This is a genomic window from Rhizobium sp. AC27/96, from assembly GCF_001692325.1.
Classification (GTDB): domain Bacteria; phylum Pseudomonadota; class Alphaproteobacteria; order Rhizobiales; family Rhizobiaceae; genus Rhizobium.
The window spans coordinates 87,357-100,591 of the sequence record NZ_LXKN01000016.1; the positions used below are offsets into that span (position 1 = coordinate 87,357).

At 57.2% G+C, this 13,235-nt stretch carries 13 protein-coding genes and 1 pseudogene; 6 read left to right on the forward strand and 8 right to left on the reverse strand.

What is annotated here, in order from left to right:
• The first annotated feature begins 123 nt into the window (after positions 1-123).
• From A6U86_RS13225 to A6U86_RS13245, 5 genes are read left to right on the forward strand one after another with little or no spacing between them, the layout of a single operon-like run.
• The gene (locus A6U86_RS13225; RefSeq protein WP_047636011.1) at positions 124-522 is read left to right on the forward strand and encodes a hypothetical protein; all 399 of its coding nucleotides are present in this window, start codon (positions 124-126) and stop codon (positions 520-522) included.
• 7 nt (positions 523-529) lie between these two features.
• Entirely contained in the window at positions 530-1,279 is a 750-nt protein-coding gene (locus A6U86_RS13230) for a ParA family protein (protein WP_068391590.1), read from the forward strand.
• A 5-nt stretch (positions 1,280-1,284) separates the two neighbouring features.
• A complete protein-coding gene (locus tag A6U86_RS13235; protein ID WP_047636009.1) occupies positions 1,285-1,683 on the forward strand; it encodes a hypothetical protein in 399 nt (132 codons plus the stop codon).
• Positions 1,684-1,687: 4 nt separating this feature from the next.
• Positions 1,688-2,080, forward strand: a complete 393-nt coding sequence (locus A6U86_RS13240) for a hypothetical protein (RefSeq protein WP_047636008.1) — start codon at positions 1,688-1,690, stop codon at positions 2,078-2,080.
• On the forward strand, positions 2,046-4,064 hold the full coding sequence (locus A6U86_RS13245; protein ID WP_047636007.1) for a hypothetical protein: 2,019 nt from the start codon (positions 2,046-2,048) through the stop codon (positions 4,062-4,064). Before A6U86_RS13240 ends, A6U86_RS13245 begins: the two co-directional genes overlap by 35 nt.
• A 61-nt stretch (positions 4,065-4,125) precedes the next feature.
• Here A6U86_RS13245 and A6U86_RS13250 read toward each other — a convergent pair whose 3' ends face one another.
• The 8 genes and pseudogenes from A6U86_RS13250 to A6U86_RS13285 all read right to left on the reverse strand — a co-directional run bounded on the left by A6U86_RS13250 (position 4,126) and on the right by A6U86_RS13285 (position 12,864).
• Positions 4,126-4,710 carry a hypothetical protein gene (locus A6U86_RS13250; RefSeq protein ID WP_047636006.1) on the reverse strand — a complete coding sequence of 195 codons (585 nt, stop codon included), beginning with the start codon at positions 4,708-4,710 and terminating at the stop codon, positions 4,126-4,128.
• 401 nt (positions 4,711-5,111) lie between these two features.
• Entirely contained in the window at positions 5,112-6,125 is a 1,014-nt protein-coding gene (locus tag A6U86_RS13255) for an alpha/beta fold hydrolase (RefSeq protein WP_047636005.1), read from the reverse strand.
• A complete protein-coding gene (locus A6U86_RS13260) occupies positions 6,115-7,707 on the reverse strand; it encodes an RcgA family putative transporter (protein WP_047636004.1) in 1,593 nt (530 codons plus the stop codon). The genes A6U86_RS13255 and A6U86_RS13260 overlap by 11 nt, the downstream gene beginning before the upstream one ends.
• Before the next feature lie 497 nt (positions 7,708-8,204).
• Positions 8,205-8,981: an L-iditol 2-dehydrogenase gene (locus tag A6U86_RS13265; RefSeq protein ID WP_047636003.1), complete on the reverse strand. Its 777-nt coding sequence runs from the start codon at positions 8,979-8,981 to the stop codon at positions 8,205-8,207.
• Entirely contained in the window at positions 8,978-9,976 is a 999-nt protein-coding gene (locus tag A6U86_RS13270) for an ABC transporter ATP-binding protein (RefSeq protein ID WP_047636002.1), read from the reverse strand. Before A6U86_RS13270 ends, A6U86_RS13265 begins: the two co-directional genes overlap by 4 nt.
• Before the next feature lie 18 nt (positions 9,977-9,994).
• Complete coding sequence (locus A6U86_RS13275; RefSeq protein ID WP_047636001.1) at positions 9,995-10,825, reverse strand: carbohydrate ABC transporter permease; 831 nt, start codon at positions 10,823-10,825, stop codon at positions 9,995-9,997.
• A gap of 1 nt (position 10,826) precedes the next feature.
• Positions 10,827-11,478, reverse strand: a pseudogene (locus tag A6U86_RS13280) (carbohydrate ABC transporter permease); the annotation flags it as partial.
• Positions 11,479-11,820: 342 nt separating this feature from the next.
• Positions 11,821-12,864 carry an IS110 family transposase gene (locus tag A6U86_RS13285; protein ID WP_068391593.1) on the reverse strand — a complete coding sequence of 348 codons (1,044 nt, stop codon included), beginning with the start codon at positions 12,862-12,864 and terminating at the stop codon, positions 11,821-11,823.
• Positions 12,865-12,940: 76 nt separating this feature from the next.
• On the opposite strand from A6U86_RS13285, the gene A6U86_RS13290 reads away from it, so the two are divergent.
• On the forward strand, positions 12,941-13,235 hold a 295-nt coding region (locus A6U86_RS13290; protein ID WP_068391606.1), incomplete at its 3' end, for a transposase.

Below are 13,235 nucleotides of genomic sequence, written 5' to 3' on the forward strand. Positions count from 1 at the left end.
AATCCGTCATCAATTGGCTGTCGCGAAGCATGCACAAAATTATACTGCAGTGCAAGTCTGGAAATACCGCGAGGATTGCGATATGTTTGGTCTGACACTCAAATGTGCGCACGGAGAAGGTAGATGTCAGCACATCGAAAGGCCATCAGGGTCGTGACTTTTCCCTTCAGGGCAATGTGGTTTCTGGTCTTAGTCGCCAACCTTCTGGTCGTCACGGCTGCCTGTGTGGTGATCGCCGCCTTCCTGGCCTACGGCCTTGCGCTGACGCTATCTTACCTCTTGCTACCGACGGAATGGACGCGGGCGCTCTGGCAATGGGCGGCGGACCTTTACGAGCAGTCCCACTGGTTCAAAGGCGCGACAATCACCTTCTTCGTGCTCCTTTTCCTGCCGATCCTGAAGTTCTGGCCGGGGAGCGATCCCAAGGCAGATGCAGCCCGGGAGCGCGAAGCCAACAGGCTCAACGATGATCTGGTCGCGGCCCGCCAGCAGGCGCAGAGCCAAGCGAATCTTCGAGGCTGAGGGCTCCATGACAGGAAAACCACTTTCGCTCGCGATCTCGACCTTCAAGGGTGGCGCCGGCAAATCAACCTTGAACGTCAATGTTGCAGCCGAGTTCGCCCAGCAGGGCCACAGGACACTGCTCATCGATTGCGACGAGCAGGAATCGTCGACGCGGTGGTACAATGTCTCCATAAAACGGGGATTGCTCCCCACCGACGGCACGCTGCTGCATCTGCGGGTCGCGCCGGATGACCGGTTTGCAGATCGCCTCGCGGAGGCACCTGCGGCGGATATTCGAATCTACGATGTCGGCGGATACGTTCACCAGCGGGCAATCGAGGTCTATCACGAATGCGATGCAGTCCTCATTCCTGTCATACCCGAACCGACGGCCGCGACTTCAGCCATCAAGGTGGCGACGATCCTCAAGGAGATTTCCAGGAAGCGGGTGCAGGGTCCAATTCCATATGCGGCGATCTGGAACTACGTGGACATGATCGCCCTCAAGCACAATCGCTCCCTTCCGGAAGTCCATGCCATCCTGACAAGCGGCCGAATTCCGATGGTCGACACGGTCATTCGGAAGAGCAATCATTTCAGCGATGTCGGCGCCGGCTTCGGGTCGCTCTATTCCAAGCTCGCCAGCATCGAGAACAATCCGACGCTGACGCCGTCGGCCAAGCGGCGCGCCTCAGAAAGCGTGCTTGACGCGATAGATCTCGTAAAAAAGATCAATAACGAGTTCATCGGCCTTCTGCAGGCGGAGGCTGCCTGAGCGCGATGTCGAGGGAAAGAACGCCGGCTGGCAATATTCTCGCCCTTGCCCGATCGAGAGAGGATCAGGCGAGGGACGTGGAGGAGGATGCGACCTCCTACATGCCGACAAGCCTCGATCTCGACAAGCTGATGCCGGAGGATCCTCCCCAGGCGCAGGAGCCGAGCGTCAATACGGAGCCAAGGTCAAAGCTCGGCCGTCCTCCAGCCAGAAGAGAAATTCCGGAAGAGCAGGCGATAGAAGCCGACGAAATTACGGGATCCGTGAAGAGGAAGCGTATTTCCCTCTACCTCGACGATGACGTGCTGACGAAGATTTTCCGCGTATCGCTGGAACGGCATGAGCAGCTCTCATCGGCGACCCACAGACTGATCCTCGAAGCGCTGAAGGCGAGGGGGCTGTAGGCAGATGCGCGAACCGGCCGTCATGTTCCGTCTACCGGCCCATGTCCTGAGCAACGTGGAGCTGCTTGCCGGCCGGCTCGATATTTCCGTCAATCTTGTCGCAAAGCTCATCGTCACCAGGGAGATTATGCATATACCTGCGATCCTCGAAGAGCACGAACGGCAGCTGGCAAACATGCACCAGTTCCTCCGCGAGCTCGCCTTCCGGAACGAGGAGTTTCTGTCGGAAGAGCGCGACCAAGCCATCCTCGCCGCCGCCATCATGACCAAGCTGGGCGAGGTGATGGCCGCCGTGGATTCGATCCGCGATGCAGCCTTTGTGAGACCATCCACTTTTATCGCCGACCTGATCAGGAAACACGATGAACGACCTCTCCAGAAGTCGCTCGGGGTCTAAGCCTGAAGGCCGCAGACTACCGAGCTATTTCGACCTCATCGAGGATGAGCTTCGACGCCGCGGCGGCGGTGGCGGTGGAACCAAAAAGGCGCCGGTGAGGGCAAAGGTGGGGGTCCCCTCGGTTGGGCGGAACGCCGGCGCGGCGACAGCCTTAAGTCGGGCGAGTGGCAATAACGCCGTCGTCGTCAAGGTGTTGTCGTATGGAGCAGGTGCGGCCTCGGCTCGCAACGTGCTTGCCTATCAAAGCAAGGAGGAAAAGGCACATGATCAGGATGGCCGTGAGGTCACCGATCTTAGCGAAGAAGTCCGATCCTGGGAGCGGGAGTTCGGAAACAGGAAAGGAAGCAAGGACGTTTTACGGTTGACCTATGAGCTGGAGAGTACCGACCGGGAACACGTTGCCCGCGCATTGAGTTCGCTTGCGTCCGACGGGTTCCGCGATGTTGGTGATTCCGATCGGACCTACGCGTTCAGCGTTAGCGAGGGCGTAAAGGGACAAACCCGTCTGAACCTGGCGCTGGTGATCGCGCACGAGAAAAGGGACCGATCCGATCGGGGCAGCCAGAATCGCATAGCCGCCGAAATGGATGACGTGCACGCGATCGATGCGCGTGTGGACAGAGCATTGCGGATGGAAGGAGTGGCGCCAGTCTCGCGCTATCCGGTGGAGTTTTCGAGCGGTCCGAAGGGGCTGGCCGCGACGCTCCATGCGATGCAGCGGCAAGGCGCGGAGGTCACGCTTTCGACGAAGGCCCACATCGAGGAGCGCCCGGGCAGGAGCGGCCGCTATTATCAAGCCACGGACCGGCGCGAGATGACGACAAGCGATCATAAGCAGCTTACGGTCGAGAGTAAGATAGTCGCCGCGCTGATGCAGACCCGTCAGCCGCGCGATTTCATGCATCTGTTGTTGTCGGGCCCAGCCAATGTCGACCGTGACCGATTTGTCCTGGCTGGTCGTGACTTTCTAAAAGAGCAGTTCTCCGGCCACCGATATGCCTATGCTGTCCACAATCGCAACGACCTTGAGAAGCATCCGCATCTGCATGTGATCGTCGCGCTACGCAATGCCAGCGGCAAGATGCTCAACCCCAATATCCGCGACTTCACCGAGTGGCGCACCCGCTTCGCCGAAAAGGCGCGGGAGCGCGGAATAGCGATTGATCGTCAAAAGCGTGTCGAGCGTGCTGGTCCACCGCCCATCAAACGATGGGAATGGGAGATGTTTCACCGCATGGGCGCGACAGCACCCACGAATGTTGTCGACAAGGTGATCTCCAAGCTTCGCGACACGCCCACCGCGCCGAAGCTGGAAGACGCGAGGAAGCGGTTTGATCAGACCCGACACTCAGTTGGGCGCGCCATCCAAATGCTGGAAGGCATTGCTAAGGACCGAAGTGCACCGAGCACGGCGCGGGAACTGAGCCACGATCTGTCGCTCGGCCTGCAGCGCGAATACCGTCGGTTGGAAGTAGCCGTGCGCGACGGACATGATCCTACCAGAATGAAAGGAGAAGAACACATGCTGCGATCCACACCCATCAGTGCTGCTCAGTCGAAAGCGGCGAAGGAGATGCTGGCGACCACTGCCCTCAGCGTTGCGGCAAAGATTGCCAATCCCGCCGATCGGCTGCTCTTCGAGCAAGCGACCAATGTCATCGGCAAGGTCGTCGGGCTGCAACTCGACTCTCGTGTAACCAAGAATCGAGATCGCGCAGAGGTCGGTAAGGCGAAACGCTCTTCGGATAGCTTGGAAACGAAGTCTGCGACTGGTCGCGACCACGTAGCGGAGCAGGGACTCGATAACAAGACTTCGAGCAACCGTACCGTCGATCAATCCCGCATAGCACGCTCAAATGCCGACCACGATAGCTCTGAGAAAAATCGCACGGAACGCCAAGGTAATCAACGGCGTGACCGCGATCAGTCAAAATCGATCAAACTTCGCCCACCACAGTATAAGGATCGGGATCGAAGCCGGTAGCTGAATGGCCTGCGTGAGCAAGGCCGCTTTTGTAGAACTGGCCCTGATGCCGAAATGAGACTTACGGCAGTTTCAAAGCGTGCTTGATCGTCGTTTTAAGCCAGACCATTGTGGCCTGCGTATCGATGTCGGAGGAGCCAGCGGCACTTGATCCTGGATAAAGAATTTCCGTGAAAACAGGCGTCTTTTTGCTGAAACGAGAGAAATTTCCTTTGCGCACCACGACCGTCATCGTCGGATCGACTTCATACCATTCAGTCAGTTTCAATATCACATCGAGGTCAGAGGTCGAGGGCCAGTGCCGGGTTTGACCCTGGCTCGGTGAATGGATCGCCTCCATCCAGAAGTCGGGTACGGCGCCCGAGACCTTCAGAAGATCGTCGAGCAACCGCGTAAGCGTTGCACTATCAATGCGTGCGCTACGATCGAATGGGGAAGCCGTATGGTACGAAATGAACCCGAAGCGGATGTTGATGTCGCGCAACTCCTGAAGCATTGCCAGGAATCTTGTGTCGATATCTCCCAGCGTCTGGTCTCCAAACTCCGGCCTGTGCCGTAGCAGCAAGTCATCACGCTCAAAAATGACTAAGCCAACTGAACCCTCTCGTCTTTGAATGCCGCGATCGTCGAGTACGACCGTCTCCATAGCTGCTCTCATACCGGCTTCGCTTCCTTCAAACGCTGCAATCCGCAGTCGGTGGCCGTGTAACATTGGGTTAGTCCGAACCGCGACTGAGTTGCGAGACGCCTTCCAGTTTTTGATAATTGATAAAAACGACGATTACCGCAGATTGCACGATATGATGCGAAACCAACCGAAACGAAACGAAATGGCGCCAGCAAGTCCTTGTTAATATTTTCGAATTTTTACAGAGACGGCTCGGGGAAGATTTCCTTTTTTTGGGCCTCGAGTCTGGCCCCAGATGAAATTCTTGGCTTCCGGGCTTGGCAGGAAATTCTCCGGGTAAGGGGATTGTCCAAAGTACATGCAAAGACGGGTCGCTAAAACCAACCGGCTCATGTACGTGGGCGTCTCGACGTCTCAATCTATGATGTAGCGGCGCGCGACAAAAAACGCTTCAGGCTCCAACCTGCCAAGAAAATGTACGGGGGCGTCGCGAGCGAATAGTGACCGCAGTTCAGCTTCAGAACGCTCGGCTTCGCTCCTGCTTGTTGCAGTTTTCGGATGAAGCTTTTGGTTAGCGCGGGCAACACTACTTTGTCTCTTGTTGCGAAGACCACGTGAAGCGCGAGTTCGGGCCGTGCCAATTTGTGCGCGAAATTCTCCAAATTCAGCGGACCCCATGCCCTCCGCAGATCCGTGAGTCCAATGGCCGGTTCTAAGCTCTCGCGGATCGAGCGCGTCGCGCGTCCAGTCCAAACCATGTCTGCAAGACTTCCAGCCGTCAAAAACAGCGAAGCTTTCGATACGGCCGGTTCATGCGCTGCGATCAGACCCGCCACCCACGAACCCAGACTCATGCCAAGAACCGAGATCTCTCCGTAGCCTTCGCTCTTCAGCCACCGGATGAGTTTCCGCCCATCCCATACAGCCTGCCTTACAGATTGGATCGTGCGGCCGAGATTTGAGCTGAGCATATAATCGGCGTACAGCGCGCCGGGTCGGCTGCGTTCGAAATGATAGGGCATAGCAATCTCCACGACCGTGATCCCACGTTTCGAGAAGAATCCGGCGATCTGGCGTTGTCGGGCGCGGGCATTCCAATGATGGAAAATGACCAGAACCTGATCGCGCGAGCCACTTTCGGTGAGTTTTGCCCAAACGGTGTTGTTCTCGTCCACGTCGGTGGCGATCTCCGAAGGGAACGTGAGCCACCCGTCGTGCCTTTCAAACCCTTGCACGCTCCGTCCCGGCTCATCGTAAAAGCTTGGATCGGACACAGCGTGGTCCGCAAGGACACAAAACTCCTCGAGAGAGTCTGCCTCCTCCGCACCGGGGAAGGCGCGGCCGGAGTCGAGGATGAAATCCGTCGCTTCCTTAACTTCTTCACCGCGTTGGGCTCGACGTTCGTCCCAACGATCCAGCCACCTATGATACACCCTGATTGCTCTCCGATTTGCGCGATCGCGGCAGCCCGAACTCTGGATCAAAGAGGCCGTATGTCGCAACCAGCACTCCCGCGATGAGAATGATTGAAAAGCCGTCAAAGGCATCGATCAACAAATAAGTGGCGAAGAGCAGGCCAACGACCGCCGACATCTTCCACAAAGCCTCACGGAACCGCGCTCCGACGTTCAGGCGGATGGAGCCGTAAAGAAAGACGACACACGCCGAAATGGCGACAAGGAGACTGCTGTAGTGCGTCGGCATTCTGTAGCCGAAGGTGTTGGCGGCGTGATGGTCACGATATACGACCGAAAACAAATCGTGGACTATCCAGGTTACAATATCCGCTCCGTCCGAGCTCAGGTATGAGCTTTGAACTTTCATACATATGGCAACGAGGATACCAACGATGGTGCACCGGAAAATTCCCCGCATGACTCTGATGCGGACTACGCAGTCTGGATGATGCTCCCCTCCAAGCAGCGGCATCAATCCTTCTTCTATTCTCCAGAAATCGTGGATGATCGTGTGGAGCAAAATAAGACCCGCGAAGAACAGATAGAAGCAGAGGCACATGTACAGGTACGCGAGCCCAGTGAAAACGATCTCCACCGGCACTGATATGAGATCAGGTTGTACGTTTGCCACCGTGCCCCAACTCGTGGCGTAGTCGCCACCACCTTGCAACAGTGGGATCAAGCACACGCCAATCCATTGAAAAACACCGGCGAATATCACGCAAATCACGAAAACCGCCGCGTACGAGTAAGAATAAGCCTGGACGTTGCGCGCCCAGGAGACCTTGCGTTCAAACCTGTTTGTTTGCGCCAACAGCCTGTAGCGCGCGTCCTGTTTCCAAAGGAGTAGCAGCTCTGTCACAAACGAAAAAAATAGCGGTAAAAGTATCATGAACAGGAACGTCCAGTTCGGAGCCCACAGGAAGCCGACCTGCTTTACGACCCCATCTGGCCGACTATATGTAACGCTGTGTATCCCCACGATGTACGACAAAAATCCGAGGGCAGAGGCGCCAGCGAATGTGGACGCGGGGAGGTTCAAGGGAGATCCGCTACCAAAAAGCGCCTCCGTTCGTTGGGCCAAGCTGAGGCCTTTTTTTTGCGGAACGCGCTCGTCGTCTTGTCCCTCGGCGTCCGCAGGCTGCATCTGAATTTGCCCGGTCACCGGGCCGGGATCTGCAGCAGAAGTCGCTTTCTTTAAACCTCGTCTCTTGGCAGTGAGACGAGCTTGAGCCGCGCTAAGCTCCAGGAGCCATTCGCTCGTCGCTTCCCTATCATCGCAGCCGAAGATCCGAGCCAACCAGTTGATATTGGAAGGGCTGATCCCCTTGTCGTTCTCTTGAAACCATAGTTGGACCGTGCGTAAATCGACTCCGGCCCGATTGGAGTCGATCTGCGTAATCGCCTCTGCCAGGAGCTCCGGAGTCCATGGCCCCTGTGGAAAGCCGTCAATGCCGACCGGACGGCCCGCACCCACAGCAGCTAACTGCTTAAACAGTTCTTTGAAGTCGCTGCCGTCCTTGGGCGGAGCGACAAATATCTTCCCGTTCTTTTCCAATGGTTCAGACGCTCAAATGTGTTCAGTTTTCCCATATGCACAGCGGGCCCTCCGCCTTGTGATGCCCTTCCGATCGGTGCCGTGGAGTCCCTTCTCGTCCTCATCGAAGCAATGGGGAAACTGCCACAGACGACTCCTCGTCCGTCAGAGCGAAGTCGGCGCTGCTTGGTGACAGCTTTATATACCGAGAATGTCCGGGCGAAAAGAAAAAAGCAGCTCCTGCGTGTGTAGGATGCGCAGAAGGTTGGTGCGAAAATAGTAAATAAAGTGTGATTAAATAACGGCTTAAGAGAAAGCGGAGCGCCCGTACCGCCAAGAAATAAGCGGCCAATACTTCAATCAGGAATTGAATCGCATAATCCAGTTTATGGAACTCGTCGCATTATGAAGACCCTCTTGGAATCATGGTATCCTGGAGCGCTCCCCATTGGACTAACAGGTTCGGCTAGGCGATCAACGTGTTTGGAGGGCCGCGATCTGAACGCCAACGAGCTTCATCAAGTGGTCCAGTTCCCACCATCCACATTATAAGTTTGGCCAACAATATAATCGGCTTCCTGACTTGCCAAGAACACGGCCATTCCTACCAAATCTTGTGCGGTGCCCATGCGGCCGAATGACACTGCCGCGCCAACCATCTTTTTCTTTTCTCCTAAAGGTCGATTCTCGTACTTGGCAAACAGAGCATCTACGCCGTCCCAATGCTCTCCATCGACGACGCCTGGTGCAATCGCATTGACGTTGATACCAAATTTTATGAGGTCCAGCCCTGCCGATTGTGTGAAACTAATGATTGCGGCCTTGGTCGCACAGTAAACGGCGACCAACGCCTCACCCCTCCTCCCCGCTTGGCTAGCCATATTGATGATCTTTCCCCCACGTCCTCGCACAATCATAGATCTCGCCGCCGATTGCATTGTAAACAGCGACCCGCCCACGTTAATCGCAAACAATTTCTCGAAGCTTGGACGTGTTATATCGACGATCGGAGCAAGATCGAAAATTGCTGCGTTATTGATTAGGATATCGATTCCGCCAGTATTGTCGTCAACGGCGTGGATGGCCGCTTCGATCGAGGATTGATCTGTCACATCCATCTTAACCGGATACGCCCGCTGACCAATATCACGTGCTGTTTCGGTTGCTTTTTTGATGTCGATATCCGCGATTGCAACTGTGGCTCCTTCACGCGCGTAGGCTTCGGCGAAGGCGCGGCCAATACCTCTCGCGGATCCAGTTATCAATGCGGATTTCCCTTCAAGGCGTCCGTTCATTGCTTAAGTCCTTCCTCGTTAAATTTGTGAATGAGCGTCTTGTCCGGCGTCAGGTAGACGGTGTCGCCCGCCTTGGCCGCGAACTCGCCACCGCCACGTGCCGTCACCGGGCCAATGCCATCGACGTCGATATGCAGGAACGTATCGGAGCCAAGATGCTCGGCGACCGTGACCCTGCCCTTCCACTCACCGCTCTCGTTCGACAGCATCACATGCTCCGGACGAATGCCGATCGTGTGCGCGCCGAGCTGTGCTGCCGTCTGGCCCTTGACGAAATTCATCTTCGGCGAGCCGATGAAGCCGGCGACGAAGAGATTGCGCGGGTTCTTGTAGAGCTCCAGCGGCGAGCCGACCTGCTCGATATTGCCCTTATTCAGCACCACGATCTTGTCGGCCATGGTCATGGCTTCCACCTGGTCGTGGGTGACGTAGATCATCGTGGTCTTAAGCTGCTGGTGCAGCTCGCTGATCTCGATGCGCATATTGACGCGCAGCGCGGCATCGAGGTTCGACAGCGGTTCGTCGAACAGGAAGGCCGACGGCTGGCGGACGATCGCGCGGCCGATGGCGACGCGCTGGCGCTGGCCACCCGAAAGCTGGCGCGGCTTGCGCTCCAGATAGTCGGTGAGGTTGAGCACCCGCGCGGCATCCGAGACCTTCTTGTCGATCTCGGCCTTGTCCATACCCGCCATCTTCAGCGGGAAGGCGATGTTGTTGCGCACGCTCATATGCGGATAGAGCGCATAGGACTGGAACACCATCGCCAGGCCACGCTCGGACGGCGCCTTTTCGGTGGCATCCTTGCCGTCGATGACGATCTTACCGGCGGAGACATCCTCAAGCCCGGCGATCAGCCGGAGCAGCGTGGACTTGCCGCAGCCCGACGGGCCGACGAAGACGACGAATTCGCCGTCCTGGATATCGAGATCGATCGAAGGGATGACCTTGGCTTCGCCGAAGACCTTCGAGACTTTCTGAAGGGTAATGCTGCCCATGTTTCTCTCCCTGTCGTCTTATTTCACCGCGCCGAACGTCAGGCCGCGGACGAGTTGCTTCTGCGAGAACCAGCCGAGGATCAGGATCGGGGCAATCGCCATTGTCGAGGCTGCCGAAAGCTTTGCATAGAACAGGCCTTCGGGGCTGGAATAGGAAGCGATGAAGGCCGTCAGCGGCGCCGCCTTGGAGGCGGAGAGGTTGAGGGTCCAGAAGGCTTCGTTCCAGGCAAGGATGATGTTGAGCAGCAGCGTCGAAGCGATGCCCGGCACCGCCATCGGCGTCAGCACATAGATGATTTCCTTGGCGAGCGAGGCGCCGTCCATGCGGGCGGCCTCGAGAATTTCGCCAGGGATTTCCTTGAAGTAGGTGTAGAGCATCCAGACGATGATCGGCAGGTTGATCAGCGTCAGCACGATCACCAGACCCAGACGGCTGTCGAGCAGGCCGGTATTGCGGAACATCAGGTAGATCGGGATGAGCGCGCCGACAGGCGGCATCATCTTCGTCGACAACATCCACATCAGGACATCCTTGGTGCGCTTGGTCGGCGAGAACGCCATGGCCCAGGCAGCCGGGATGGCGATGATCAGGCCGATCAGCGTCGAGCCGAAGGAGATGATCACCGAGTTCATGAAGTGAGCCAGATAGTTCGAGCGGCTCTGTACTTCCGCATAGTTCTCGGTCGTCCAGTGGAAGAACAGGAACTGCGGCGGCGAGGCGATCGCATCGGCTTCCGACTTGAAGCTGGTCAGAAAGGTCCAGAGGATCGGGAAGAAGATCAGGATCCCGAGCGTCCAGGCAATCGCGGTCATGATGACCTTGCGCTGTGTGGTGACTTTGCGAGCCATCTTACGCCTCCAGATTCTTGCCGACGAGGCGGACAAGGAAGATCGCGACGATATTGGCGAGGATGACAGCGACGATACCGCCTGCCGAAGCACCGCCGATATCGAACTGCAGAAGCGCCTGCACATAGACAAGATAGGTCAAGTTGGTGCTCTGCGTGCCGGGACCGCCATTGGTGGTGACCAGGATTTCGGCGAAGACCGACAGCAGGAAGATCGTCTGGATCAGGATGACCACGGTGATGGCGCGGGCCATGTGCGGCAGCACGATATAGATGAATTTCGAGACAACGCCGGCGCCGTCCATCTCGGCGGCTTCCTGCTGCTCTTCGTCGAGCGACTGCAAGGCCGTCAGCATGATCAGCGTCGCGAAGGGCAGCCACTGCCAGGCAACGATCAGGATGATCGAGAACAGCGGCGCATTCGCCAGCCAGTCATAGGGCTGCAATCCGAGCGCCTTGGCGAGATGCGCGAAGAGCCCGTTGACCGGGTTCATGAACATGTTCTTCCAGACAAGCGCAGCGACCGTCGGCATGACGAAGAACGGCGCGATCACCAGGATGCGGACGATGCCCTGCCCATAGATTATCCTGGTTCAGCAAGATCGCGAAGGCGATGCCCCCAATAACCGTGATCAACAACACACCGAGCACCATCGGCTGCAGCCCCAAGGGCGTCCGTAGGAGGAAGCAATGGAAAGAACACCCGATCGGCCCATATGAACTGCCCCCACTTTCGACCGGACACTCAGCATAAGCAGGAAGGCTCAAGCACAGGCTTGAGGATATGTGTGGACGCCTCCGGGTGCGCAAGAAGAATCTTTGTTTGACGGCGTCGAAGTTTGGTGCGGACATGTGTTCGGCTTCTTTTGCGACGAAGCACCGCCGCCAGCCAGTATGGATTACGCGAGCTCGATCCACTTCAGGCTTACGTGCTGTCAGCACTTATCCTCAATCTGGTTCTCCGAGCCCCGTTCAAACTCTTCGGCCATGCAATCCTTAGACCTTCATTGCTGCGCGGGAATTCGTCAGGGCTGGCTGCATGTAAGACCCTCCGTGCTTTAGAATTGCCCAGGCGACGCGAGCCATCTTGTTCGCTAGCGCTACGATCGCGAGCATCGGTGGCTTTCTGTGGAGGATGCTGGCAAGCCAAGCGCTTGGCTTGATCTTCCCACGCCTTACCCAAGAAACGACGGCACTGGCCCCCATGATCAGCAGACGTCTGAGCGTCCGTTCGCCCATCTTGGATATTCGTCCGAACCGCTGCTTTCCTCCGGTGGATCGCTCGAGCGGGGTTAAGCCAACCCATGCCGCGAAGTCACGTCCCTTCCGGAAAGTCGCCGGATCGGGAGCCAGGGCCGCGATTGCTGCCGCTGTCACAGGTCCGATCCCTGGCACAGAAGTCAATCGACGCGCATCAAGGTCGTCACGCGCCCGCTTTTGGATTTCCCTGTCGAACTCTGTTAGCTGAGCTTCACACGATGAGAGATGCTGCCATAGTGAACGCAGGATGCCTTGAGCTGCGGGCGGCAGATTATCATCACTCTCGATGACCTCCTGCATCTTTGCAGAAGCGGCGGCACCCTGAGAGAAGATGTAACCAAATTCCGCCAAATGGCGTCGTATCGCATTCAGAAGCTGGGTCTTCTGGCGTACCACCAGATCTCGTGCGCGAAAGACAATACTCGCGGCCTGCGATGCCTCACTCTTCACATGAACGAAGCGCATGTCCGGCCGCTGCGCCGCCTCCGCGATGGCCTCGGCGTCAGCAGCATCGTTCTTCTGCCTCTTCACAAACGGCTTGACGTAATCCGGAGGTATCAGAAGCACTTCATGCCCCAACTCTTGCAACTGCCGCCCCCAATAATGCGCGGTGCCGCAAGCCTCCATCGCTACCCGGCAGTGGGGAAGTGACATCAGCAGCGTGATGAGTTGAGCTCGCCGGACCTGTCGGCGGAAAACGACATGTCCGTCTGCAGCTACGGCATGCAGTTGGAAAACATGCTTGGCGACATCCAAGCCGATGAGAACGATCTGGGTCATTGGGTCAACCTCCTGGTGCTGGACATCCTCGATACTGCCACAAGGTGGCGAAGGAGGCGTCCACTCCATCAGGCTTATGTCTAACGAGTTTCGACAGGTTGATCTGATGATCGGTGACGTCCGGCGGCGACGCTGGACAACCGAACGCAAACTGCAGATCATCGAGGAAAGCTATGCCGCCGGGGAGACCGTTTCCTCCGCGGCGCGGCGGCATGGAGTTGCGCCAAATCTTCTGTATCGCTGGCGCAGGCTCCTGAGCGAGGGAGGTGCGATGGCCGTGGATTCTGACGAGCCAGTGATCGGCAATTCCGAGGTGAAGAAGCTGGAAGATCGAGTGCGCGAGCTTGAGCGTATCCTCGGGCGCAAGACGT